The sequence below is a fragment of the Tolypothrix sp. FACHB-123 genome, from assembly GCF_014697075.1.
Taxonomy (GTDB): domain Bacteria; phylum Cyanobacteriota; class Cyanobacteriia; order Cyanobacteriales; family Nostocaceae; genus Aulosira.
The window spans coordinates 1-26618 of record NZ_JACJRE010000087.1 but is presented as its reverse complement, the minus strand read 5'-3'; the positions used below and the strand labels follow the sequence as shown (position 1 = coordinate 26618).

27 protein-coding genes are annotated in these 26618 nt (G+C 39.6%); 8 read left to right on the top strand and 19 right to left on the bottom strand.

The window, feature by feature from the left end:
* Nucleotides 1–462 precede the first annotated feature (462 nt).
* From H6G41_RS31460 to H6G41_RS31450, 3 genes are all read right to left on the bottom strand, one after another.
* Nucleotides 463–1776, bottom strand: a complete 1314-nt coding sequence (locus tag H6G41_RS31460; RefSeq protein ID WP_190751958.1) for a P-loop NTPase fold protein — start codon at nt 1774–1776, stop codon at nt 463–465.
* A gap of 181 nt (nt 1777–1957) precedes the next feature.
* Nucleotides 1958–3115, bottom strand: a complete 1158-nt coding sequence (locus H6G41_RS31455; protein ID WP_242038118.1) for a hypothetical protein — start codon at nt 3113–3115, stop codon at nt 1958–1960.
* A 220-nt stretch (nt 3116–3335) separates the two neighbouring features.
* Entirely contained in the window at nt 3336–3530 is a 195-nt protein-coding gene (locus H6G41_RS31450) for a CbtB-domain containing protein (protein ID WP_306790457.1), read from the bottom strand.
* A gap of 1078 nt (nt 3531–4608) precedes the next feature.
* Between H6G41_RS31450 and H6G41_RS31445 the strand changes: the two genes are divergently transcribed.
* The 5 genes from H6G41_RS31445 to H6G41_RS31425 all read left to right on the top strand — a co-directional run bounded on the left by H6G41_RS31445 (nt 4609) and on the right by H6G41_RS31425 (nt 7779).
* Nucleotides 4609–5289, top strand: a complete 681-nt coding sequence (locus H6G41_RS31445) for an NIL domain-containing protein (RefSeq protein WP_190751954.1) — start codon at nt 4609–4611, stop codon at nt 5287–5289.
* Nucleotides 5290–5373: 84 nt separating this feature from the next.
* On the top strand, nt 5374–5724 hold the full coding sequence (locus tag H6G41_RS31440; RefSeq protein ID WP_190751952.1) for an NIL domain-containing protein: 351 nt from the start codon (nt 5374–5376) through the stop codon (nt 5722–5724).
* 260 nt (nt 5725–5984) lie between these two features.
* Complete coding sequence (locus H6G41_RS31435; RefSeq protein ID WP_190751950.1) at nt 5985–6527, top strand: universal stress protein; 543 nt, start codon at nt 5985–5987, stop codon at nt 6525–6527.
* Between the two features lie 34 nt (nt 6528–6561).
* On the top strand, nt 6562–7077 hold the full coding sequence (locus H6G41_RS31430) for a DUF3122 domain-containing protein (protein WP_190751948.1): 516 nt from the start codon (nt 6562–6564) through the stop codon (nt 7075–7077).
* Between the two features lie 87 nt (nt 7078–7164).
* Nucleotides 7165–7779 carry a CP12 domain-containing protein gene (locus H6G41_RS31425; protein ID WP_190751946.1) on the top strand — a complete coding sequence of 205 codons (615 nt, stop codon included), beginning with the start codon at nt 7165–7167 and terminating at the stop codon, nt 7777–7779.
* A 127-nt stretch (nt 7780–7906) separates the two neighbouring features.
* On the opposite strand, the gene H6G41_RS31420 is transcribed toward H6G41_RS31425, so the two are convergent.
* The 15 genes from H6G41_RS31420 to H6G41_RS31350 form a co-directional block, all read right to left on the bottom strand.
* On the bottom strand, nt 7907–8164 hold the full coding sequence (locus H6G41_RS31420; protein ID WP_190751944.1) for a hypothetical protein: 258 nt from the start codon (nt 8162–8164) through the stop codon (nt 7907–7909).
* Nucleotides 8165–8407: 243 nt separating this feature from the next.
* Nucleotides 8408–9274 carry a hydrogenase nickel incorporation protein HypB gene (gene hypB, locus H6G41_RS31415; RefSeq protein ID WP_190751942.1) on the bottom strand — a complete coding sequence of 289 codons (867 nt, stop codon included), beginning with the start codon at nt 9272–9274 and terminating at the stop codon, nt 8408–8410.
* Nucleotides 9265–9606, bottom strand: a complete 342-nt coding sequence (gene hypA / locus H6G41_RS31410) for a hydrogenase maturation nickel metallochaperone HypA (RefSeq protein WP_190751940.1) — start codon at nt 9604–9606, stop codon at nt 9265–9267. Before hypA ends, hypB begins: the two co-directional genes overlap by 10 nt.
* Before the next feature lie 19 nt (nt 9607–9625).
* Entirely contained in the window at nt 9626–10729 is a 1104-nt protein-coding gene (gene hypE / locus H6G41_RS31405; protein WP_190751938.1) for a hydrogenase expression/formation protein HypE, read from the bottom strand.
* A 102-nt stretch (nt 10730–10831) separates the two neighbouring features.
* The gene (locus tag H6G41_RS31400; RefSeq protein ID WP_190751936.1) at nt 10832–11245 is read right to left on the bottom strand and encodes a hypothetical protein; all 414 of its coding nucleotides are present in this window, start codon (nt 11243–11245) and stop codon (nt 10832–10834) included.
* A 196-nt stretch (nt 11246–11441) separates the two neighbouring features.
* Nucleotides 11442–11657 (bottom strand): 4-oxalocrotonate tautomerase family protein, encoded by a 216-nt coding sequence (locus H6G41_RS31395; RefSeq protein WP_096594867.1) that lies wholly within the window; start codon nt 11655–11657, stop codon nt 11442–11444.
* Nucleotides 11658–11689: 32 nt separating this feature from the next.
* Nucleotides 11690–12874: a hydrogenase formation protein HypD gene (hypD, locus tag H6G41_RS31390; RefSeq protein ID WP_190751934.1), complete on the bottom strand. Its 1185-nt coding sequence runs from the start codon at nt 12872–12874 to the stop codon at nt 11690–11692.
* A gap of 158 nt (nt 12875–13032) precedes the next feature.
* Entirely contained in the window at nt 13033–13278 is a 246-nt protein-coding gene (locus H6G41_RS31385; protein ID WP_190549382.1) for a HypC/HybG/HupF family hydrogenase formation chaperone, read from the bottom strand.
* A gap of 65 nt (nt 13279–13343) precedes the next feature.
* A complete protein-coding gene (gene hypF / locus H6G41_RS31380; protein ID WP_190751932.1) occupies nt 13344–15755 on the bottom strand; it encodes a carbamoyltransferase HypF in 2412 nt (803 codons plus the stop codon).
* A complete protein-coding gene (locus tag H6G41_RS31375; RefSeq protein WP_190751930.1) occupies nt 15745–16962 on the bottom strand; it encodes a hypothetical protein in 1218 nt (405 codons plus the stop codon). Before H6G41_RS31375 ends, hypF begins: the two co-directional genes overlap by 11 nt.
* Before the next feature lie 322 nt (nt 16963–17284).
* Nucleotides 17285–18277 carry a hypothetical protein gene (locus H6G41_RS31370; RefSeq protein ID WP_190751963.1) on the bottom strand — a complete coding sequence of 331 codons (993 nt, stop codon included), beginning with the start codon at nt 18275–18277 and terminating at the stop codon, nt 17285–17287.
* A gap of 685 nt (nt 18278–18962) precedes the next feature.
* Nucleotides 18963–19802, bottom strand: a complete 840-nt coding sequence (locus tag H6G41_RS31365) for a NifU family protein (RefSeq protein WP_190751928.1) — start codon at nt 19800–19802, stop codon at nt 18963–18965.
* 224 nt (nt 19803–20026) lie between these two features.
* Nucleotides 20027–20251 (bottom strand): hypothetical protein, encoded by a 225-nt coding sequence (locus H6G41_RS31360; RefSeq protein ID WP_190751926.1) that lies wholly within the window; start codon nt 20249–20251, stop codon nt 20027–20029.
* 8 nt (nt 20252–20259) lie between these two features.
* Nucleotides 20260–20511 carry a hypothetical protein gene (locus tag H6G41_RS31355; protein WP_190751924.1) on the bottom strand — a complete coding sequence of 84 codons (252 nt, stop codon included), beginning with the start codon at nt 20509–20511 and terminating at the stop codon, nt 20260–20262.
* Nucleotides 20512–20682: 171 nt separating this feature from the next.
* Nucleotides 20683–21660 carry a hypothetical protein gene (locus tag H6G41_RS31350; RefSeq protein ID WP_190751922.1) on the bottom strand — a complete coding sequence of 326 codons (978 nt, stop codon included), beginning with the start codon at nt 21658–21660 and terminating at the stop codon, nt 20683–20685.
* 1124 nt (nt 21661–22784) lie between these two features.
* Here H6G41_RS31350 and H6G41_RS36515 point away from each other — a divergent pair.
* The gene (locus H6G41_RS36515; protein WP_190751961.1) at nt 22785–23069 is read left to right on the top strand and encodes a helix-turn-helix domain-containing protein; all 285 of its coding nucleotides are present in this window, start codon (nt 22785–22787) and stop codon (nt 23067–23069) included.
* A 75-nt stretch (nt 23070–23144) separates the two neighbouring features.
* Nucleotides 23145–23675, top strand: coding sequence for a DUF6022 family protein (locus H6G41_RS31340; protein WP_190751920.1), 531 nt, complete (start codon nt 23145–23147; stop codon nt 23673–23675).
* Nucleotides 23676–23736: 61 nt separating this feature from the next.
* Here H6G41_RS31340 and H6G41_RS31335 read toward each other — a convergent pair whose 3' ends face one another.
* A complete protein-coding gene (locus H6G41_RS31335) occupies nt 23737–24852 on the bottom strand; it encodes a hypothetical protein (RefSeq protein WP_190751918.1) in 1116 nt (371 codons plus the stop codon).
* A gap of 588 nt (nt 24853–25440) precedes the next feature.
* On the opposite strand from H6G41_RS31335, the gene H6G41_RS31330 reads away from it, so the two are divergent.
* On the top strand, nt 25441–26618 hold a 1178-nt coding region (locus H6G41_RS31330; RefSeq protein WP_199316414.1), incomplete at its 3' end, for a class I tRNA ligase family protein.

The window sequence follows — 26618 nt, the reverse complement described above, 5'->3', positions numbered from 1 at the left end:
CTCTATTTGCTGGGAAGTTAAATGATTTTTTGCTGGCATTATTCCATTTTTTGACTGAATTCGGCTTTTTATTATACCCTATTTAAATGCTGAACAGCTTAGTAGGGGCATTGCCCATACTTGTCAACTTAAGCTAAAAGCTATATACAGCGCGTGTTGTACAAAAACCCTCGCCCTCATCCCCTCACCCCTTCTCCCTCAGGGAGAAGGGGAATTGAATCTCTTGCTCCCCTCTCCCTGAGGGAGAGGGGCTGGGGGTGAGGGCAAAACCTTTGCACAAAGCGGGTTTGGTGTTAAGTTGACACCAATAATACCTTGCCCTCTAGAATATATTGATGTATCGCCAACATTATTTGAATTGGGATTCATATTTTTTATGATTTAAAGGTATTGGCGGTGCGTTAGCTTACGGCATAACATACCCTACATTATTCATCTTCTTTCCAATGCCCAATGCCCAATTCATAACTGAAACTCCTTTGCCTCCATCAAAATAGGATTAATATCAAACCACGAACCATCTTCATCACGATATTCAAATACAAACATACTCCGTAGCAAAAGCTCGTATTTTTCATCTCCTCTAAAGCTTTTATGTTGCGCAACTTCCCGCAATAATTGCCATTCATCTGCGGTAATGGCTAAAGTCAATTCATTGCAGCGTTGTTTAATCACACTCTCAACACAATTACGAGAAATTGGCGGATCTTCTCTTTGTAAACAGCGAAATAATAACATTAACAAATTCCGCAGATGTCCGCCACTAACGCGGCAAATTCTTTCTAATGTATCGGGACTATCAAACACCTGAGTAATTAAATTGAAATTGGGATTTTGGCTTTGTTCCCAACTCACACCAGGAAAAGCCCTTACCATAATCATCTTTTGCAATAATGTAATTCCCTGCTCAAAGTCAGCACCATCTCGCACCTGCACCGGCACCATCGGTAAAACTTTAGGATCAACGCCAAAACGATTGGTTAATCTGCCCAAGGCGTTGGAAAATACTAATACTAGGGGAATTGTATAAATAACGTGACAATTTAACTGATTTAGCTGTTCGCCTCGTTCCACAAATAAATATTCTGGCTGGTAATAACCCGATGGTTTTAAAGAATTATCAACTCTATCCAGGTTATCGACAATTACCACCAATCCCGCTTTACCTTTTTCCTTCAGCTTATCTTTAGCCGGCTTGAGTAACTCGTTATTAATTGCTTCTAAAATTCCATTGGTGCGGGGTTCTAAATATTGGCGTAATTGACTGCGCAGCTTGGGACTATCTTTAGTTTTCGCAGTAATTTTGGCAATTCCCGCCGATAGTTCTACTTCCGAAAGTTCCATCGGCGTCATTAATAAATCAGTAATTTCTTTAAATAAATTTTGAAAATATCCCGGTTTGAGATTGATTTTAATATCTTCCAAACTTTTGCTGACTTCCCGCGCTACAGCCAATAAAATATCTGTAACATCCACATCAGCCATATCTAGGCTTTGGCTAGACTCAAAATATACTACATGAAAATCCTGCTTTTCTAGCTCTGCCTTCAGCCGCAGCAATTCCGTAGACTTCCCACAACCGATATGTCCGGTAAATAACTGACAAGTAGGTGTTTCTGGTGACAATCGCGCGATAGTACGTCCCAATTCTTCAATAATTTTCGCACCCCGCACCGCAGAAAAATCAATATAATATTGCCGATCCTCTGGGTTGCTAACAACTAAAGTCTTAATAGGGTTCGAGGCTTTATAAAACTTCTGTAAATCCAGTTTCATGACAAATCACCCAATATCAGCCCAATACGACGGCTTATTTAGGTGATTATGACAGAATATAGGCAATTCTCACTGGGATGACAACACAAAATTATATCGTCATCTGTAGGGGCAATGGCATTGCCTTGCCCTAATAACTTCTATACCCACATTTAGGAATGGGGTATGAATCAGGAAAAACTTAACTATGCACAGCTAAATTCCGTTTGAGTTGCAATCCCAGCAACAATCCGACAATCACAAACGCTGTCATATAAACCAAACTAATCAACCGCACGTTTAAAGGTGGTGAAACACCTTCGACATCTATGAGTTTTTCTAACTGAATTGGCTTAAATTGACGTTCAGCATTAGGTTGAGGCGCAATTTCTACTTGCAATTTATGCGGTGCGCCATCAAAAAACCCTTGTTCCCAAGAAAATTGTCCTGTGGAATCAGTGACAGTGTTGTAGGCAAAATTCACAAAACCATCCTCAAGCATGACGGTTTTGATATTTAAAACTACGTCAGGAATTGGTTGATTGGTTTTTTCGTCAGTTAATTTTAATTGCAAAGCCGCAGTTTCACCGACAGTGGTGTTAGTAGATCCTAATAATTGCAATTGCAAACCTTGTTGACGAACGATTCCCGTGTTATCAACTTGTACCGCAGTTGTTGAACCACTATCGTGATGCTGGTGATGCTCGTGACTGTGTGAATGTCCTGCACCTTGGGATTGGGCAACTTCTGCACTGATGTTAACAAATAATAGAGATGCGATCGCAACTACAATTAATCCACTCAATAATAATCGCACTTGCTGGGGTGCAATTTCTCCTGGTGCGATCGCTTGTCTTCCCCCAATTACCCAACCGCCACCTAGCCCAACTAGTAATAAAATCACAGCAAGAATCGCAAAATTCCGATATTTTACTGAATTCTCAGCTACTGGTAATGTCAGGGTTTGCTGAATCGGTGTAAAAGCATTGGGAACAACAGGGGTAACATTCACCTTAATTTGGTAATTTCCCCGAATTGGTAACATTTGCTCAACTTCTAGCTCGCCTTTAGGAGCTATAGTTTCCATATCTAGTAGCTTGGTTCCCTCGACTATCGGAAAATCTGTAGTAAACCAAGGATTATGTGGTGGGTTAAAAACTTCCAGGTTAAATTTAGCGTTCTCTAAGGCTTTACCTGTGGCGTCTTCGGCTCGCAGAACTAATTTTACTGGAGATTGGGGCGTACTAGATGCCGCTTCAAAGGGTACAATTTGGCTTGCTGGTGCTGGGTTTACCAGTCGCACTCCCGCTGCGGGGGATGCAGAGAAGCCGATAAAACTATAAAAAACTACACTCACCATACAAATAGCACTGATAAGTGTATAAAGCTTAAATTTCGACATTTTCACTGTGAATTTCTACAGTAATAGTGGAGTTTATCAAATCCTGTGAACCCAGCTGACAAGTTTTCAAGGACTGAATTTTGCGGTTAATTGTGGAGAATCTTGTGCGCTGGATTTCACGCCAATTATCCCCCACTCCTAGCGAGGATATGGGGGAGCTTAAACAGTTGCTAACTGTTTAGTGACAAGGTACCAGCAGGGTGTGGTGACGGGGGTTATGTACGCGATCGTGAATTGCGGGATAGGTTGTAAAATAAACAGTCCACAGTGTCAATGCACATAGGGAAACGAAAAGTGTTGCTTGTACAGGCGTTGATAAAGTCAAGTTAGCCGTCTTTTGCAACACTGAAGGCTGAGTTTGAGTTGTCATCATATACCTCGCATAAATTAAGAACAGTGAACGCATCGGCGGGTATTCCGGCGGGGGCTAGCTTTAGCAACTGCTTTGTTGATGAACCGTGAATTCATACCCAAGTTCCCTTAACCTTTAGCGGCTGTTCTCCACTAAAACCGATTATTACGCAAATAACACAATATCTTAGTTTTTGTCAGCTTGCCAGTATGTATATTTATACAAAAAATTGCCAATGGCAACAACAGACTATATTATTAGCTACTTATCTTTCCTGCGTAATCGGGGATTTTATATGGTTTTGTGCCATGAGCGATCGCCAGAATTTAAAATCTTTCATTAAATTGAATACTCAGTATTTTTATTCAATTCTTGACATTTGTCATTGATCATTTATTGTCTGGTAAGTAATTTGTGGTATTAGAGGAGATTGCTAAAACTACAAATAATACAGCAATCCTAAATGATTTGTGAAATATTACATGTAGGGTTGTTGACTGTTAACAGTTGACAGTTAACAGCCAAAACTGATATTTTTCACAACTGAAATAGGATCGCTATACTATTATTTCATTTAGATAAACTGGATTATTTGGGTTCAAATATCATTAATGAAAGTTGGATAATACATAATATTTGTACCTATTTTCTAACATTATCTATTGTTTTAATTACGAATTACTTTAGCGACGTTCGCGTCAGCGTCTCCCATTGGGAGAAGGAGCATCAAGCATCACTTGTACTGAGCGAAGCGGAAGTAGTACAAATTACGAATTAATCTTACCTTGTATTCATCTAATGTCGAGATGTTGGTCATCAGTAACGCTAATCGGTGAGCAATTTGAGGGCGATCGCACTGCTAAATATACAATTCTTTACACCGATTGTTTTTTTGTGACTTTTGTGGCACTATTTTTTACATTAAGCAAAATACTGTAATACGATAGACTTACAGTAGTTAATTAAGCAGCCTAGAAGAGGAGAATCTATATGAGACTCATATTCAGTTGGGCAAATTTGACGAAACTAAATTTTTGTGCTGGAAAATCTTGTTATTTTGGCTTTCTCAACAATTCAATTGTGATGGGAGGTTAAGCCAATGTCTCCCCGTCAACTGAAAAAATCTCCCCCAGTTCATAGCCGGATTGCAGTCCCGCAAAAGTATCACAGACAACCTGTAATTTCGCGTTTAGTGTCGCGCTATGGATTAACAGTCAACATTACAGCCGCATCATTAGTATCAGATAGTGAAAGCGATGGCTGGTTTGACTTAGAACTATCGGGAAATCCCCAACATTTAACCAATAGTCTATCTTATCTACAAGGATTAGGTGTAAATTTAGTGCAAATTGCGATCGCCAACCAAATTCAAATAGATCGCCCAGACTTAGAAGCAAACCCGATGAATTGGGAATTAGGTAAGCAGGAGAAAGATGTAGTTTCTATTCATGAAGCTACGTTTTTGCGATCGCCTTACCGAAAGTTAGCAGGAATTTCCGAACAATATCAAAAATGGTTGTCTCATGGGCAAACTAATCGGCTACGTTTACAGCTATGTATCTCGAAAAGCTACTACGAGAAACCCGTAATTTCTCAACTAGTTTCTCGCTATGGATTAACAGTCAACATCATTGGTGCACATCTCCACCCCAATATGCAGCAGGATGATGGCTGGTTTGACCTAGATTTATGGGGAAAAACCAAGCAAATTCGCTCTAGTCTAATTTACCTAACAAAACTAGGATTACCGATTTGGACTGATTGGGCTAGTAGTGTTTAGGGGCTAGAGGCTAGAGGCTAGGGGCTAGAGAAGAGTGTAATTTATTCCTTGATCCAAATTTTTGAAATACTTATTTATAGTGAGATGACAGCATTTAATCAAGTTCAATTTAAAACAACCAATAAATTTTCTGGTACCAATTCTGCGATCGCATCAATCCGTGACAAAAACCAGCTTACTCAAATTCGCCTATGCGTGCATATTCCTAAATCATACTTGCATGAGCCAGTAATTTCCCGGTTAATTTCCGAGCATGGCTTAATTGTTAACATTACTAGCGCAATGCTGGGTGCAAACACAGGCGAAGCCGGACGCTTTGACTTAGAAATTAGGGGAAGCATAGCCCAAATCAGTACTGGTCTAGCTTACCTGGAATCTCTCAATCTCAAAATTGTGGGCAAACCAAATGTCAACGGTGATAGCTGGTCTTACTAATTCATAGTCAACAGTCAACAGTCAACAGTCAACAGTCAACCGTCAACCGTCAACCATCACAACTATTTTCACAAAACCACCAGCCTATCCTCACAACTTCCTCAAATTTAAGAGCTATAAAAATAAGCGTAGAGAGAAGAGGGCTGACCAAAGCACTCAGGCTAACTCTGAAAAAAGATGTATTTATATTGAGCAAAAATACTTGAGAACCCAAAGCCAGAAACCTCTATTGTCATATATCAACAAAAGCAGAGGTATATATGTTTACCAAGATTTTAGTAGCCTTGGATCGTTCGCCAATGGGGAAACAGGTTTTTGAGCATTCCTTAGCTTTAGCAAAGCTAACAGGAGCTAGTTTAATGCTAGTGCATGTTTTATCTGCGGAAGAAGAAGGTAGTCCTTACGCACCTGTATTATCCAATTTTGATTATTACCCAGGTTTAGGTAGTCAAAGCTTCGAGTACTACCAACAGCAATGGGATAAATTTAAAAATCAAGGCGTGCAGATGTTGCAAGCCTTCTGTGCAGAAGCAAACACAGCAGAAGTCAATGCAGAGTTTACGCAACAACTTGGCAGTCCTGGTAAGATTATCTGTCAATTAGCGGTTCAATGTAACGCTAATTTAATTGTCATGGGGCGTCGCGGTCGTTCAGGAATAAAAGAACTATTTCTTGGTAGTGTAAGTAACTACGTCCTTCACCATGCTCCTTGCTCAGTGCATGTGCTTCATGTTCCAGCTAATATGGCACAAACCCAAGAAGTTGTAGCAGAACCTAGCGTAAAAGTAGGGGTTGGGAACTAGTGAATAGGGGCGCTTAGGCTAGGAGGTATATCTAATGTTGCGTCGCTTCCTACAAATATTACTACGGCTGCTATTGCTAGCAATAGTGACGACATTTATCTTTCTGGGTTTAGATATCAGCGTCTCTAAAAGAGCGATCGCTGCTATTACACAGTTAGAATCAGTACCAGGAGAAATAATTTATCGCTCACAACTAAAATTAGAAGATCAATCCGGACATGTTTGGCAAGTAATTTTCTGGAAGCAAGTTTATCCTGGTCATCCATCAAGTATAAATCTCCGCTTGGTAGGATTTCCTGGTTCTGCTGAATTAATTCATCCCCAACCATTGCGAATTACCAAAGCCACAGGTGAAGTCTTGATTGCTCCTGATGTTTTCTTAGAGTCAGCACCAGTACCGACAATTGGTCAGTATAATTTTCAAGATATATTACCCAAATTAACAGTAGAACCGCTACTACTGGGTATTCCTTTACCTGGTGAAAAATTTATTAATATCTCTGTGCCTCAATCTGTAGTAAAGGAATGGCAAAAAGTATTCATGGAATAGGGGCATTGGGTATTGGAAATTTATCTTTTTTATTGTCCCCCTTCCCCTTATCCCGGCTAATCCCTAATTTTCTGGAGATGATTCATTATGTTGAAAGCAGCAGATATCATGACAAAAGATGTAGCTACTATTCGTAGTTCAGCAACAGTTGCTGAAGCTGTCAGGCTATTAAGGTCACGAGACTGGCGGGCGCTAATTGTGGATCGTCGTCACGAACAAGATGCTTATGGGATGATTAGCGAGAGTGATATTGCTTATAAAGTTATAGCTTCTGGGAAAGATCCTCAAACAATGCGTGTCTACGAAATCATGACCAAGCCTTGCATTACCATTAATCCCGACCTTGGTTTAGAATACGTAGCAAGATTATTTGCCCAACATCATCTTCACAGAGCGCCAGTTATTCAAGGCGAACTATTAGGAATTATCTCCATAACCGATATCCTTGCTCATTGTGAGTTTTTGGAACAACCACGAACTATGCTATTAGAACAAGAATTACAAGAAGAAATTAAGAAAGCTCGGATAGTTTGCGCTCAAACTGGCGTTCGTTCACAAGAATGTGCGGCTGCGTGGGATGTTGTTGAAGAAATCCAAGCAGAGATGTCCCACCAACGAAGCGAAAAATTAATGAAATCAGCTTTTGAAGATTATTGTGATGAATTTCCCGAATCGTTAGAAGCCAGATTATATGACCTTTAAACTACTTTTTGAAATTACTAATTCAATGCTTTCAGGTGGGAATTACACCCACCATTGAAAATCACTCACCTCAACATAGCTAGAAAGGTGCGTGTAATAAAGGTGCGTGGAAGAGGCAAAAATCGCTTTAAAGTTCGCTTGCTGTATCAGGAGCGATCACTTCACCTGTACCTAATTCTAGGATCATATCTTGGTCGGTAATCAGTTCATTAAGTTCTTTAACTTGTAAATTCATTGCTTCACAAGCCTGCCTTAATTCTCTAGCAAATTTATTGAGGTCGTTACCAAAACCGCATTGGTAAGCAGCAGTTTCAATTCCTTGCTTGGCATTTGCTCTAGCACAATCTACTAATTCTGTGCCTTGCAATGGTGTTGTGGATGCCATAAATCTATTTAGTAATTTATTACCTGTTTTGCATTAATAGATTATCAACTTTTTATACTCAGCTCATCCATCTAATGGGTTAAGATTATTAATCATCAATCTTCCAAAATCTATATTCCTTTACTCCTAAATTTAAGCATTAGTGAGAACTTTAATCCTCAAGATAGGGGCTGAATCCCTTACTACAGACAAAAAACTTTAATTTTCTCTGACACTTGCGTAAGTCCTAATCAAATCAGATTTCTATAAACTTACAAGGGTTTGCAAATCTCCAAGCTGTTGAGATAGCCAAGCATACCAACTATCTAACCCTGCACCAGTAGTAGACGAAACTTGAAAAATTTGTATATTTGGATTAACCTGGCGTGCATATTCTATGCATTTTTGCACATCAAATTGCACATAAGGTAGCAAATCAATTTTCGTGAGAATCATCACTTGACTAGCACGAAACATGTGAGGATATTTAATTGGCTTATCTTCGCCTTCAGTTACAGAAAGAATTACAACTTTCGCCTGTTCTCCCAAATCAAATAAAGCGGGACAAACCAAGTTACCTACATTCTCAATCATCACCACTGAATTTAATGGTGGGTTGAGTTGTTGTAAACCCCTTTCAATCATTGATGCATCTAAATGACAGCCTGTACCCGTGTTAATTTGCACAACTTTACAGCCTGTCTCTTGAATTTTTTTGGCATCATTTGTTGTTTCTTGGTCGCCTTCAATGACACTAATAGATAATTGCGGCTGTAAATCGTGAATTGTGCGCGTTAATAATGTAGTTTTCCCCGAGCCGGGAGAACTCATTAAATTTAAAGCTAGGATATTTCGCCCTTTAAACCAGCCGCGATTTTGGGCAGCAAGTAAATTATTTTTTGTTAAAATTTCTTGTTCTAACGATATAGTCGTGCCGTGCATTTTCGCATGAATTTCTGATGCTTCTGTATGGGTATCATGATTGTGAGTATGAGTAATTACAGTCCCATCAGGTAAGGTGTGAGTATGAGTATGCTCGTGATTATGGTGATGATGATGTTCAACTTCACCAGTTGTTAAATTAGTGACTTTGCTTTCTCCATCCTCAGAACAGCCGCAGGTTACACACATACTTCCTCTATTTCAATTTCTTTAATTTTCAGTTCTTCACCAGTTATTAAATTCAATTGCACGCTACCACATTGACAAATACCAAAAGGTTTTTCTAAAGGTATTTTTGCACCACATTGACAACATTCTGCCAAACCAGGAATTTCTAAAATTTCTAATTTCGCTCCTGCTAAAACTGTACCTTGAGCGCAAATATCAAAACAAAACCGGATAGCATCAGGCATAATAGCTGATAGCTGACCAATTTCTAATAATACTCGGCTGACTTTTTTACCATTGGCATGTTCTTGAACAATCGCTACAATATTTTGCGTAATTCCTAGTTCGTGCATAGAAAATATCTATTAAATATTAACAAATGCGTGGCAATTGGTCGCCAACTAACATATCAACAATTCTTTCAGCATTAAACACAGTTTTTAATAAAACCACACCTGGCGGTGAAGCTGATACTTCCCCAATAATTGCTGCATCTTTTCCGGCTGGGTGAGATTTCATGGCTGATAAAACAGCCTCGGCAGATTTTTTTGGTACTACTACTACTAACTTACCTTCATTCGCTAAATATAAAGGATCTAAACCTAAAATTTCACAAACACCTTTGACTTCTTCCCGTACAGGAATAGATTTTTCATCTAGGCGAATTCCTACATTAGAACTAAGGGCAAATTCATTTAATACGGTAGCTAAACCACCTCTGGTAGCATCGCGCATTGCATGAACTTCTGGACAAACTTTCAGGATATTGACAACTAAATCGTGCAATGGTTGACAGTCACTTTCAATATCAGTATCTAAAGCTAATTCGCCCCTAGCAATTAAAATTGCTGCCCCATGATTACCCAATTCACCATTAATAATTACCACATCTCCTGGTTGTAGTTTTTGAGCAGAAATTTCTACTCCTTTAGGTATCACACCAATACCAGCAGTGTTAATAAATAATTTATCCGCCGCACCCCGATGGACAACTTTAGTGTCACCGGTGACAATTTGGATATCAGCTTTTCTCGCCGCAGCTTGCATACTAGCCGCTACTCGGCGTAAGGTTTCTGTTGGTAATCCTTCTTCTAAAATTACGCTACAGGTAAGATATAAAGGTTTAGCACCACTCACAGCTAAATCATTTACTGTACCGTTAACGGCTAATTCACCAATATCACTACCAGGAAAAAATAGCGGATCTACAACATAGGAATCTGTGGTAAAAGCTAGTCTATCTCCCTGTGACATGAGATGGGCTAAATTAAAACTAGCTTGGTCTTCTAATTGAGAAAGAATGGGATTATCAAAACTTTTGACAAATATCTCATCAATTAAATCGCGCATGGCTTTACCACCGCTACCATGTGCGAGAGTAATATGAGTATCTCGCACTTTACCTTGGCGACGGCGAACTTTTTCTAGTTTTTGAAATAACGGGTTTTGTTCTGAGGTATTTGGTGATAAATCCATTGATTGTTGACGGTTGACTGTTGACTGTTAACTGTTGACAACTGTACGGGCGGGTTCACAAATATCCTCACTGATAAGCGATGATTTTCAATAAACCCGCCCCTACTGACTATTGACTGTTGACTCTTTCAAAAAAAGTTGCGACCAAGCAACAAAAATTAACAGGGGAATTGCGGTAATTGATTCTAATAAAATCAAAGTGTTCATTTTTAATGATAGATGCCACATTGGGGTAATAATGTATTGCCCTAAAGTTATTTGGCTCATAATGATGTAGATATAAAGGCAGCAATATGCTGACAAAAATGCCTTTTTAAGATATTGATAATACCCTGCTATAGATAAGGGTGTCATAACTAGCCAAAGAGAATCTGTAATTTGAGGGATCAACCAAGATGGTTCGGGATAATCATCAAAGAAAATAATATGATCAGCGTAATGCCAAACAGCAGCAAATATATTAATGGCTATTAAAGCAAGTAGCCATATCTGGCGCTGATTATAGGTTGTATGCATAGAGATTCCCCGCAATTTTATTTTGTGAAACAATTCTGGAACTAAGATTTACGCTATTTATGAAGTCTCTGCAAATAAAAAACTCTGCTCCCTAACTTATTGAATCTGTAAATTCAGGAATTTTAAATCCAAAATCCAAAATTTAAAATTTAAAATTCGCTGATTGATAAGGGCACAACATTGTTGTGCCCCTCATTTATCTACCTGATTCATCGTGTCTACCACGATGTCTATCACACAGTAATTCCCCATTTACAGCCCAGCTTTCTCGTTCAAATTCATCAATATGAATGGTAATCCATTCGGGCTTGGTATCTAGGGCTGCAACTAAGGCATTAGTAATGGCTTCTACTAATCGCCGCTTTTTTTCAATGGAATGTCCTCTGGCAATTTTAACTGTAACAAATGGCATAAAATGTCTCCTCAAATATGTAGTTGAGTTAGCTATACCAAAGATGTACTACAGGATGGCAGAGGTTCTTGAGATAATGCTAGCTTTGGTTTTTCTGGCATTGTATTCTTGGCAATGGTAGAGAGTCTGCCATATTTATAATATGCAGCGCAAGCACCTTCAGAAGATACCATACAAGTTCCGATTGGTGTTTCTGGAGTGCAAGCTGTACCAAATACTTTACATTGCCAAGGTTTTAAGACTCCCTTAAGAATTTCTCCACATTTACAAGCTTTATGATCGGCAACTTTTATGTTAGGAATGGTAAATTTTAATTCAGCATCAAATTGAGCGTATTCTGGGCGAATTTGTAACCCGGATTCAGGGATATCACCCAAACCGCGCCACTCAAATTGTTCTCGCGCCACGAAGACTTTATTGATAGCAGCTAGCGCAGTTTGATTTCCGGCTGGTTGAACAATGCGATTATACTGGTTCTCAACTTCGCAACGATTTTCTAATATTTGTTGCAATAACATCCAAATGGATTGGAGAATATCTAAAGGTTCAAAGCCAGAAACAACAATTGGCTTATGATATTGTTGAGGAATAAATTGATAAGGGTCAGTGCCAATTACCATGCTGACATGACCAGGCCCGACAAATCCATCTAGTTGTAAGTCAGGATTATCTAGTAGTGCTTTTAAGGCGGGAATCACGAGAACGTGATTGCAAAACATACTAAAGTTAGATATGTTTTCGGTAGCAGCTTGAAGAATTGTCAAGGCGGTACTGGGGGCTGTGGTTTCAAAACCCAGTCCGAAAAATACTATTTCTTTGTCGGGGTTGTCTTTGGCTATTTGCAAACTATCTAGGGGCGAATACACCATGCGAATATCTGCCCCTGTCGCTCTGGCTTGCAATAAGCTAGTATGAGAACCAGGAACGCGCATGGCATCGCCAAAGGTGGTGAAGATGACGTTATCATGTTCACAGATAGCGATCGCATCATCTATTCTCCCCTTTGGCATGACACATACCGGACAACCAGGCCCGTGTATTAATTCAATGCGATCGGGTAAAATCTCTTCAATCCCATACTTGAATATAGAATGAGTATGCCCGCCGCATACCTCCATGATTTTTATCGGTTTTTCTAACTGTTGGCTTAATTTGCTAATTTCACGGCGTAAACCTTCAGCTTTTTCCGGTTCGCGAAATTCATCAACGTATTTCATATTGTGATGGTGTGAGGAAGAGTTTTTACAGAGGAATCTTTTTATGAAAACGTTAAGGAAAATTTAGTCATTGGTCATTGGTCATTTGTTATTGGTAAGGGTTGCGGTAAATTTGGTTGATGGGAAATGGTTGATTGCAATTATGATTGAAATTCAGGTTAGATATAGGTTGCTATTTCCTCTAACATTTTTAATGTTTCTGCGGCTTCTTGTTCGTTAATGCGATTCATCGCAAAGCCTACATGTACTAATACCCAATCACCAATACAAGCTTCTGGGGGATGTTGTTCGTCTACTATACAAGCGATGTTGACTTGGCGCTTCACACCACCTACATTGACAATCGCTAGTTTATTATTATTGTCTGTTATTTCGACAATTTGACCGGGAATTCCTAAACACATTGATATTTTCCTTGTTGCAGAGGGACTAACCACAGAGGCGCAGAAAATCTATCCAAAATATATAATTAAATAAGCGTGTTTTCTGTTAAATTATATGCGGCAGCAATGACAGCTTGCCCTAAAGATATACCTCCATCATTTGGAGGGACTAAGCTGTGAGTTAATACTTCTATTCCTAATCTTTGTAACCCCTCAGTAACCTGCTTTAATAACAGACAATTTTGAAATACGCCTCCTGTGAGGACGACTTGATGAATGAGATGTTCTTGAGATAGATGTTTGACCATTTCAATAATTGCTGTGGCTAAACTTCTATGAAATTTTGCAGCAATTATCCCTGGAGATATTTGCTGTTGCAAGTCTGTGAGCAAGGCAGACCACATGGGGCTAGGGTCTATACAATAAATACTATCGAAAAAGGTAAAATTAAAAGGATAGTTTGGCTTTTCTTCAGGATTATTTAAGCTATGACTTTCGGCTAATGCTTCCATTGCGATCGCAGTTTGTCCTTCATAGCTACAATCATCTCTAAAAATGCCAATCGCCGCCGCTACTGCATCAAACAATCTCCCGGCTGAGGATGCTAAGGGAGAGTTGATATTTTGCTCTATAAGCTGATTGAGTAACTTTAGCGGCTTTTGCTGGAAAAAATTTAATATTTCTAAATCGCCATACTTTTGTGTTAAATTTTGCCAATCATCTGCGGCTATGAGGTGGGCGTAGGTATTTCGCCAAGGCTGATAAATTGCTTGTTCTCCCCCAATCATCGCTACTGGTTTAAATCTTGCTAGGCGCTTAAATTGGCGATAATCTGCTAATAAAAATTCTCCACCCCAAAATGTACCATCTTCGCCATAACCTAAGCCGTCTAAAGCAATACCTAAAACAGGCTGAGAATTGAGAGGAATCCCATTTTCTGCCATACAAGCAGCTATATGGGCGTGATGGTGTTGAATCGGATAAATTTTGATTTGGTTAGCGGCTGCTAATTCTTTACCCAGTTTGCTAGAAAGATATTCGGGATGTTTATCTATGGCGATAGATTGGGGTTGATGTTGAAATAAATTTAAATATAAATTTAGAGTATCTTGATAAGCATTAAAAGCCGCAGCATTTTCTAAATCGCCTAAATGTTGAGAGAGAATCGCCTCGCCTTCTCGTAATAAGCAAAAGGTATTTTTTAACTCGCTACCCATTGCTAAAATTGGCGGGATATTTTCAAATCCAGGGGGTAATATAATTGGTGCTGGGGCATAGCCTCTAGCGCGGCGGATTGTTTGCACTTTATCGCCTACAACACGCACCACTGAATCATCTATGCGATTAACAATCTCGCGATTATGTAGGAGAAAATAATCAGCAATTTTTCCTAATCTTTCTCTAGCTTCGCCATTATCAATACATTGTGGTTCATCGGATAAATTACCGCTAGTTAACACAATTGGGCGATTCATCCGCTTGAGAATTAAATGATGTAAGGGCGTATAAGGTAGCATAAAACCAAGACTATTTTGCCCTGGTGCTACAGATGGTGCAATGCAATTTTGGATTTTAGATTTTGGATTTTGGATTGAAGATTGGTTTTGAGGAATTTCTCTCCTCTCCCTCACCTTCAACAAAACAATAGGCGCAGCCGGACTCGTGAGTAATTCTTTTTCTTTATCGCTAATTGTGCAATATTCAGAAATGATATCTATATCTCTTGCCATTAAAGCTAAGGGTTTGTGATATCGCTGTTTACGCTGACGCAATTTTTGCACAGCAGCCTCTACAGTTGCGTCACAAGCTAAATGAATTCCCCCTAAACCCTTAATTGCAACTATCTCGCCTTTTTGTAATAAGGTACAAACTGCATCCACATCATCTAACATAGAGAACATGGAAGAGGTAATTGATTTACCATCAGCACGTTCTAACCAAGCTTGAGGGCCGCAATTATAGCAAGCTATAGGTTGGGCGTGAAAGCGGCGATTTTCTATATCGTGGTATGAGTTCTCGCATTGGGGACACATGACAAATGCAGACATACTTGTATTGCTTCTGTCATAGGGAATGGCGCGAATAATACTTAATCTGGGGCCGCAATGGGTACAGTTGGTGAAAGGATAACGAAAAAAGCGGCTAAAGGGGTCAAAAATTTCCTGTTGACATTGGGGACAGATAGCAGCGTCGGGGGAAATTTCTGTGTTTACTGTACCACTGATGCTATGAGCGATCGCAAAATCAGCAAATTCCCATTCATCGACATCAGGAGTTCTGATAATTTCCTGAATTTTCGCTAAAGGCGGACATTCTTGTTGCAATCTTTGGATAAATTCTTCTAAAGCTGCTTCGCTACCAACCGCGCGAATTAATACACCTTGTCCATCATTACAAACATCGCCCCGCAAACCGCAAGCTTTAGCAATACGGTACACAGTCGGGCGAAATCCCACACCCTGAACTGTACCGCGAATTCTAATTTTTTCACTCACCATAATTAAACCGCCACAGCAAAATTCGGTTGTTTCCAGAATCAGCTATTACCGCAGTTTTGCCACAAATTTTTATGCCGTAACACCAATTTAAACTGTCTCTCGTAGCTAAACCAAAATCGCGATTTTCACCTTTATTTTGAAAATTTGTTTGTCCTGTAACTGCATCTGCTGCCACACCTTGCAGTGATAAAATTGACTCTGGTTTCTTCCATCCTAGCAAGCGAGAATTAGCTGTATCGGCAACTATTAACCAATCACCAGCCACATCTACACCATAAGGCATACTTAAACTAGCAGCAGAAGGAAAATAAACGCCTCGATTTAACTCAGCAAATTCAAAGTTTTTCTGTCCTAATACCACTGCACAAGGGGCATTATTTTCTGTTGGTATCCCTTGCCAAATCATCACCCGATTATTACCAGCATCAGCGACAACTAAATTATCGCCCCAAAAGCTAATATCGTGACACCAGCGCATACTAGAAGCTGTGGGAGAACCACCGCCATTTTCATTCCGGGATACCATATCTGGTTGTCCCAAAACTAAATCTGCTGGTTGTCCATTTTCTGTTGGTAATTGCTGCCAAATTAACAACCGCCGATTACCCGTATCCGCCACAAATAGCCGTCCTTGATGATAGCAAATACCATAAGGCCAATGCATTGTATTAGCTGCGGCTACTTGACTACCGCGATTTGGTTCGTTATCAGTAAAATTAGCTTGTCCTAATACTAAATCGGCAGGAACATGACTATCTTCTGGTAATTTATGCCAAATTAATACGCGATGATTCCAAGCATCTGCAACAGCTAATCCTGCACCACAAGCACAAATTCCTGTAGGTACGCTAAAAGTTGTGTTTCCTGGCGTACCTTTAGCATTTTGTCCTTCACGATTAAAATCTGGTTGTCCAATTACCCAATCAGCACTTTGATTATCTTGAGTAGGTAAATTGCGCCATCCTAATAAGCGATGATGTCCTGTATCCGCTACCCATAATGGCCCGGTTTCTGATAATAAACAAGCACCACGAGGGCCAAACATATTTTTAGGACTGGGCGCTAATGGAATCGCTAATTGTCCCGGTTCAAGAATATCACCTAAAATTACCTCGGCACCTGTTGAAGAAAAGGGTAATTTTGGGGCATTTTCTGTTGATTCTGGCGGTAATGAAGATGAGGAATTCAGTCTAATGGATTTATGCATTAACCGCTTAGGGATGTGAAGCTAATTCGTAATTCGTAATTCGTAATTCGTAATTCTGTTGACGGTTGACGGTTGACTGTTGACTGTTGACTGTAAACAGTGAAAAATACTAATGGAATATTTTTTTACTTGGAAGTCCCTAAATCCTCAACTAATTCCATTACTAATTATTTTAAAGCTCTTGATGTGCTTATTTGTGTATTGGTAGTTGCAATTTTTGAATTGGGCATTGGGCAGAGGGCATGGGGCATTGGTTATTTGTCCTCCTTCTCTTGTCTCGTCTGCCGTCTGCCCTCTGCCTTCTGCCTTTCTCTATTCCTCATTATTGCATCTGCAATTGCTGATTACTGAGTTGCATTTCTGTTTCTAGTTCTTGCAAAGCTTGGGCAACAATTTGCGCTTGTTCTAAATGTTGGTGCTGGGTGAATATTTCCCAAGCTTCTTGATAGTAATTCCTGGCTTTTAACAAATTTTGCGGATTCCCGGCTTCGGGTTTTTCGGGATCATCAGGAAGGTTAAAGAGGGCGTTAGCTTTGTTAGAAATAGTATTAGCGTATTCTAAAGGCGTATCTTGAGCATTCCGCACTTTTAACGCTTCTTCATAAGCTGCGATCGCGCGCAAATTATTCTCGATAGGATGGTTGCTTTGCAGGTATTGTAAGGCATTCCCCAAATTATTTTGCAACATAGCGTATTCTCTGGGGTTTTCAATCAGGGTAATTTGCTTGAGTGCTGACTCAAATGTCTGTACCGCCAAGCCTTCACATAACTGTTTTTGTTCCATCCCCACAGAGATAGAAAGATAAGCGATCGCAATATTGTTGTGTAAAATTGCATATTCTTCTGGGTATTTCTCTGCTGTAAATACCCGCAAAGCCTCTTGATAAGCTTTAATACTATCGGCTATTTGTGCCAAATTAAAGGGGACTAAAGATTGCAACAATAAGCCAAAATTCATCTGGGCTTCGGCTATTTCCTCTTTAGAAGCTAACTGCTGCAAAATCGGTAATGCTTCTACATAAGCTGCTTTTGCTTCTAGCAGTAACTCTGTTCCCTCATCGGGAATTGTTCGCAACGCTCCAGCCATACCCACCTTAGCGCGGGCTTTCATTAGGGGATAGTCATCGCTACACATTTCCGTCGCCCGTTTATAAAGTGCGATCGCACTCCATAAATCTTGCGCATTTTTCGGTTTTTTTTGCAAACCTTGTGCTAATTCAATCAGCATATCGATTTTCTCTTGTGTCGTTGCTGACTCCGATGCAATAGCTGCGATCGCGGCCTTGACTGTTGAATCTGTAATACTAGGGATCATCTGCACAAGTAAGTAATGATGGGTTGACAAATAAAATTGCAAGTATTCTCGACTCAAGCAAGCTAGGCAGTCTTATTCAGCAGATTTTTCCGCTTTCTACCTACTACAGTGACTTAGGTTAGCCGCAATTGATTTCCCATCGCCAAAGTTGCTTCTACTTTAGAGTAAGTCTCGTCATAAATTCTAGACTCATCAAGCAGATTTTAACCAAAATATACACAATTTAATTATTGATTAATATCTTGGATAGCGCTGCTATTTAAGCTACACGATCCTATTAGATTGATATTAGATCATTTACTGAAAATTTTGATGTATAAATAAATTTAAATAGCCCATTTAAATCATAAAATACATAAATTAATTATTAATTTATGTGGTTTAAAGCTACTAACAAATACATGCCTAATGTTAGTAAATTAATCTGAGATAATTATCTGTATTGTTTGATGCAATTGCCCAAATTCCTACATATCTAGTGAAATAAGACCGTTATATAGACTTTAGTCCTCAAAATAAGGGAAGGGCTGAAGCGGCACATCAATATATTCTAGAGTGCCATGCCCATACCATCTGTCACATTGTTTTTTCAAATTGGTATCATTTATCAAATTTAACAGGGAACAGGGTATTATTTTGGTTGTTTGCCCAATGCCCAATGCTCAATACCCCATACCCACTCTCATCACAACTGTACAAAAACTTTGCCTTCTTTAATTTTTAATGGATATGACTGAAGCCCGACTTCAGGAACAGTTAAACATTCACCAGTTTCTAACTTATATTGAAAACCGTGAGCAGGGCAAGTAATAATTCCATTTTCTACTTTACCTTCATCCAAAGTAGAGCCGAGATGAGTGCAAGCATTATGGTAGCAGCTAATGCGATCGCCTTGGCGAGAGATAATAAACGAATTACCCGCAAGCTTTACAGCTAAAACACCAGCTTCAGGAACTTGCTCAACAGTTGTAACTCTAATCCAAGTAGAGCCTCTTTTGGGGTTAAATGGACTAGTTAAATTAGACCGAGAACTATCAGCACTAGCCCCACTACTAACAGCAATAACTTTAGTAATTTCCGGACAATGGGATTTAATAGCCTGTTCAACTCCTTGCGATAAAGTTAAAGTAGAAGCAGGACAATTACTACAAGTTCCTGTTAGTCTAACTTCCACTGTATCCGGTAGTTTAATTGCGACTAATTCTATATCGCCGTTATGGCTTTGTAAACCTGGACGTACTTCCTCAAGGGCTATTTGTAGGCGTTTTTCTAAAGGTTGTTTTGGTGGTTTGACTAATTCGTGATATAGCAATACTGCATATACCACTTCATCATCTACAGCATGACGTAAGGCTGATATAGATTCTTCTTTAACGCTTTTAATTAAACGCTTTAAAGCAGTTTTATGTAAATCTTCAATTGCTCTTTTCAACCCAATAACTACACACCTTTGACTTTCATCCCACTCAGCTATAATTTCTTCAAAGCGGTTAATTTCTTGAACCAATTCTTCTAAATTAGTCATTAGTCATTAGTCATTTGTCAATATAGCAATCCCAGATAGATTGTGAACCAAAAAATCATACAGTAGATTGCCAGTTGGTGAGGTACAGATTATCGTTGATTGTAGGGGGCACTGGCACTGCCATGCCCCGAAGCGCGTACTGTAATTAAAAGTCCAGATGAACCAGTTATTATTAATGCCAATGACCAATGACAAATGACCATTGAGCATTGAACATTGACTATTTACTTCATTTTGAAGTCTTTCAATAAAAATGGCATGGCTATGCCGGTTATTAAACTAGATATGATAATTGGTAACCAAAAAGGCATAGCAGTTTGGGCAAATACAACTAAGGTGACGAAACCAATGGTAATACCAATTGCTAGCTGCTGCACAAAATGCATGGGGTCGCGGAATAACTTTCCCTTGAAAAATAATTTAGCTGATAACCACCCAAGCTCAAACATGAAGCCTCCTAGGAATTTGTGAATAAATTCAATACAGCTAACCCTAAAAGTACGGCTGGAATTACACCCGCAGGGCCAAATAATCCGCCTAATGTAGCTGAAAATTTATAACCGATATCTTTTCCAGCTAATAGCATTCCTCCAATTGCACCGCCTAACATGGCTACAACAGTGGCTATGACTAAGGACAACAATACGGTACTAATGTTAATTTCTCCAGATGAGAAACTGCTGAAAAAATTGCTCACAACACCTAGCATTTTTAGTTTCCTTGGAAATATTTATTATTTTTTGATTTTTGTCACAATCCTCTTGGAGTCGCGAACTCCTTCATGAAAATAGCTAATAACTTTTTTCACGAATATTTTAGGATTGTTATAACTGTAAACAGTACACAAGCTCATGACTGATAACTGTTAAAATCTAACTATTCATAAATAGTGATTTGTAATCTCTGCAACAATTTTGTTGAGGGATTGGGAAACTAATTGTGCTTGTTTTAACTGTTGATGTTGGCTGAAAATTTCCCAGGCTTCTTGGTAGTAAGCACGAGACTGTAAGAGGTTGTGCAAATTACCGGCTTGTGGTTGTTGGATATTATCAGGTAGTTTGCAGAGGGCGTTGGCTTTATTAGAAATTGTGTTAGCGTATTCGAGAGGTGTGTCTTGGGGGTTACGGACTTTTAAAGCTTCGTCGTAAGCTGCGATCGCTTTTAAGTTATTCTCTAGAGGATAAGCACTGACAAAACACTGCCAAGCATTACCCAAGTTATTCTGCAACATCGCATATTCTTGGGGATGGTCGATTAGCTGAATATGCTTTAGCGCTACTTGCAAGGACTGTACTGCTAACCCCTGACGTATATATTCCCGTTCTGAGGCTAGGGGCGCAGAAAGATAGGCGATCGCAATATTGTTATATAAGATGGCGTATTCTTGAGGATAATCTTGCCAAGTAAATACCTGCAAAGCTTGTTGATAAGCTTTAATGCAGTCTACTATCCGCGCTAAATTGAAGGGTACTAGTGATTGCAACACTAACCCTAAATTCATTTGTGCTTCTGCCACCTCTATTGGCGAAGCTAACTGTTGTAAAATTGGCAATGCCTCTTCATAGCCGACTTTCGCTTGCAGTAGCAATTGCGGCCCCACATCCGGAATCCTCTGTAATGTCCTAGCCATCCCCACTTGCGCCTTGGCTTTCAGTAGGGGATAGTCCTCGCCACACATTTGGTAACCCCGGTAATATAGGGAAACTGCACTCCGCAATTCTTTGGTAGTTTGAGGCCGTTTTTGCAAACCTAGCGCCACCTCAATCAGCATCTGGATTTTTTCTTCTGTAGTTGCTGACTCCGATGCAATGGCTGCAATTGCTGCCGTCACTACTGAATCTCTCATGCTAGGGGTCATAACTACCGTAATCTGGCTGTTGGGGAATGGAATTTTTCAACGCCCACGAGTAATAAAGGCAGGTTTTCCTGTCCCATCTAGGGCTATATATACTCAGCCGATTTACGCAAATTGTGATATTTTCGGCGAAACTCCCTGATTTTCCCCAATATCATCCCGTATTTTTCTCCTCACCAGGAAAAGACCCTCTTCACACCACTAGGGATGATAAATGTAGACTCGTCAGTTGTCAGTTGTCAGTAGGGGCGGGTTTATGGGAGATCGTTATGGATATTTGAGGATATCTGTGAACCCGCCCGTACAGTTGTCAGTTGTCAGTGGTTAGTTGTTATTGGAAGAAGTTTAATACCTTCTTGCTTAAGCCACTGCGTTGCACAAATTCTGATTGTTGTGACCACTGACAGAAACTCCATCTCTTGGGGTGGAGTTCTTGGGTGAACATCTCAACTATAAAACAATCTATTAGCAAATTTCTAGAGGGAAAATGCCAATAATCATGAGAGTTTTAAATACCTTAAAACTTCGTTAAGTTAATTTGTATGAGTTGCTAACAAATACAACAATTTTAATATTATGTTCTTATCTCATTTTATATGCATTTCTATATTTATGTCAGCAAATAGCTATTAATTCTTTGTATAACACCACAACTTTTAGTAGCTGGCAATTACTATGCTATATCCCTAATATACTTGCTATGCCTGGAATTCACTGAAAATCGAAACTTAATATTTGCTGACAAATACAATATTTAGTCTATCTATTATCTCTGTTTTTTATATAAATTATGTTATAACTATCACAGTCTGATTTATTTTTTAACGCTTCAAATTAGTATTCACAATAATTTTTCCTTGAATCAGGAATATTCGACCAAAAATAGATTAAATTAAAAATAAAGATTGAGAAACAGGTGATATCGCTACAATCCTTATCACCTGAATCATGCATCATAACTAGTAAAAAAATACATAGCCGATGACTAACGTACTATGGCTACAGGGTGGTGCTTGTTCGGGTAATACCATGTCCTTCCTATAGTCTCTATAGACTAAAACTGAAACCTAACCTAATGAACGGTTATTGGACTTTGGACAAAAAATAATGCGTCTACGCGCTGACGAATTGCGAGAAAATCTGCTCAAAGTTTCCCAAGTTATTTTGGACAGTTATTCACTAACTGTGTGGGATTAACACCCAAGCTATTTTGTCGCATTCAACGCTTGCGAAGAGTTCTTTGTCTATTAGCTGGAAAAACACATACTGATTGGACTGATATCGCTTTCACTTGCGGCTACTTTGACCAGGCTCATTTTATCCACGACTTTCGCAGTTTAGCTCTTTGCACTCCTAGGGAGTATATCAAACACCGAGGTCTTCATCCCTGCCATATTGTATTACCCGATTAAGGTCATTTTTTTACAATACCTCCTATCTTTTCTCTGCCAAAATTAAGATGCAACAGAATTGGGAGATTGCAATAAATGGAATCATTAAAAGAATTTGTATCAGCCAACCAAAAAACCGATATTTTTACAATTGGTCAATATATTGAAGCCCACATAAATATCAATTGGGAAATCGTAATCCAAAAACATAATGATAAATTGTCGCGTGCATTTACCAAAGCGGGAGACATGGCTTATGGAGTTTATTTAAATTTCCTTTTTCGCCCCATTCATATGCAGCTAAAACAAGTTGGTTTATATCCAAACCCAAGATTTCCTGGTGATTTTAGTATATCTAGAGAATGGGGCGATCGTGAAGAAACAAATCAACAGCGTTGGATGTGGAGTACTATCAAGTCACTAGAAGGAGATTCGCTAGGAACAATTGTCACAATTACTTTTCACGACCATAACCAGTTTCGCATCCCTCAACAGCCCGGAATTATCGCTTTAGCCCAAACAGAGAAAGATGCTGTTGTAGAAGTGCTTTCGCAGTTTTCTACTGATTTCAAGAATGCACGCGAATTCAAAATTGAATATGCAGAATATTTGCAAAGTCAAAATTGAAGTTCTCAAAAACACGCGTACCGCACGAATTAATAATATTAAAAGAGAACTATCCGCCGTGTTATCCAGCATCAAGAATAAACCCTGTCTCTTTGAGCAGCCCCTCTAATTCCGTGTGAGGAAATTTCGTATCCTTGTTTTTGTTATCCCACATTGCAGCAAAAAAGTTTTGCATCAGCGTAATGATGCTACGGTATTTAACAATGCTGGCAACATAAAAATCATTTAACTTCATATCGCCGTCAGCATATATCTGTTCGATGTTGTCGAGTAATATTGAGCGCTGTTCATAAAGTTTTAAACTTTCTTGAATGCTATATTTTTCTCTGATTCTGCATCTATCCCTTTCTGAACATGAATCATAAGGTGCATGAATCAAATGACCCAGATTTCGCAGAACTTCGCCGTAATCATAAAATTTATTCTGCTCAAAGAAAGACTCTTCTACTTTCGTCAATGCAAAACTTTTGTCCAGTACCAAGCCAAAATCGCTTAAATAAATCTGCTCGCCGTCAGTGAGAACATTACGAAAATGTGTGTCAAAGTGGATGATTCCCTTCATCCTCAAAAAGTCAATCGTTGTGCGTAACTCATCCAAGGGTTGCTGAAGTTTGTCGGGGTTTAAAAGTAGCCATGATTCCAAAATATGGGGAATATACTCTAGGAACAGAACTAATTCATAGTTGGCATTTGCTCTATCTAATAAATATTTCCCGGCGTTCTCATTATTGCCCCAGTTCTCTATGTAACTTTTGTAATGTTCTATATCTACATCAGCACGCTGCCCAGAGAAGGGAATAATCCGATAATGGTACATCAGGGGGAAAGTAGCAATTTCACCTGCTAATACCCAGTTAGTTGTCTTGATATGGGTTACAAGTTCCCGAAAGACGCCAAAACCAGTGGAACCTAAGCCGTAATTACAGTAAGTTGGCAAGTTATAGAGGTTTTTGGTAGAGAAGAGGTTGTCAAATTCGATTTTCGTCACAGGAACAAGTTTCACAAAAACCTGGGATTCTCCCAGAGTTATGGTGTAATTTCTCCCCCAACCTGTACTTGAATCATTCGATTCACTATTGTTAAACAAAGAAAGCAATTGTGCATTATCTAACTGAGCAATTTGTGAACTGAGGTGGAAATATTTCTTGGTTCTAATTTCTATAGGATTATTAGCCATTTTCCTTTGTCTAGCTACAGCGCATTGAGTGTCACACAATTTTAGATTTTAGATTTTGGATTTTAGATTGACCCCAAGCTATCAAGTCAGGGGAACCTATCAATAAATTTTAGATTTTGGATGCGTGGATTTATTACCCGAATAAATTCGGGAGCCAGTTGCGTGGGCGGGTTTCCCGACTTGAGCAAACTGGCGTAGGCTTGTCACCTTTTTAAATTTTGAATCTTCTCCTGACGCAGAGGCTACGCCAACAATCCAAAATTTAAAATTTAAAATCTAAAATTCGGTCAGCAGTTAACAAATCTAGATGGAGTGGCTTTTCCCGCTGACTTTCAGTAATATTTTAATTTTCATTGTAGCCAATCTCAGGAATCGAAAATGGGAGTACTTCCCTAGTTAGAATTTGGCAACAAACTCTATTGAGCATATTACAATTATATTACAAGTAGACATTGAGAATTTTATGATGCACGACTGGGACCTATAAAGCCGGATCAAAGAGATCCGATCAATTCTATTCCACCTTCTTTTACTTACGACCACCGCGCAATCGAAGCCCGATGGCAATCCATCTGGCAGCAGACACAATTGCATGAGGTCGATTTAGCAACAATTGCTCAGCCTTTTTACAATTTGATGATGTTCCCCTATCCCTCTGCTGAGGGTTTGCACGTTGGGAATGTCTATGCTTTTACCGGAGCAGACATTTACGGCCGCTTCATGGCGATGCAAGGGAAAGCGGTGTTTGAGCCAATGGGCTTTGATGCTTTTGGCATTCACAGCGAGAATTTTGCCATTAAGCAAGGCGTTCATCCCCGTGAATTGACGGCGCGTAATGTAAAACGATTTCGAGAAACGCAGTTGCAAAGAATTGGCAATCGTTTCTGCTGGAATCACGAAATTCAGACTACCGATCCCGCGTATTATAAATGGACGCAATGGATTTTCTTGCAGTTGTTCAAAGCTGGGTTAGCCGTTCGTAAAAAAGCGGCGGTGAACTGGTGTCCTTCATGCAAGACAGTACTTGCCGATGAGCAAGTGATTGGCGGCGAATGCGAACGGTGCAATACCATTGTCATTCAACGAGAATTGGAACAGTGGTTTTTCAAAATCACTCAGTATGCCCAAAGATTGTTAGACAATTTGGAGCGATTGGACTGGTCAGAAAAAGTCAAAACGGCTCAACGCAACTGGATTGGGCGTGACCAAATAGATGGCACAGTGCACTATCACTTGCGAGATTGGTTAATCTCACGACAACGCTATTGGGGGCCGCCGATTCCGATTATTTACTGCTCCTGCTGCGGTACAGTACCTGTTCCGGAGGAGCAATTACCAGTGCAGTTGCCGGAAACTGAGAGTTGGTTGCCTCAAGGAACTGGGAATTCGCCTTTGGCAGATATTCCAGAATTTGTCAATACAATCTGTCCCGGCTGTGGTGGTGCTGCGCGGCGAGAAACGGATGTGTCTGATAACTTTTTGGATTCCGCTTGGTATTTTTTACGCTATCCATCAAGCGATCGCACTGATGTTCCATTTGATCCCGTAATTACCGCTAAATGGTTACCTGTGGATATGTATATTGGTGGCGCAGAACATTCTGTGCTGCATCTGTTGTACAGCCGATTCATCACGATGGTGTTGCATGATTTGGGGCATATCCCTTTTGAGGAACCCTTTCGCCGATTCCGCGCCCACGGATTGCTGACTAAACAGGGTGGCAAAATGAGCAAATCCAAGGGCAATGTGGTGAATCCCGATGGCTA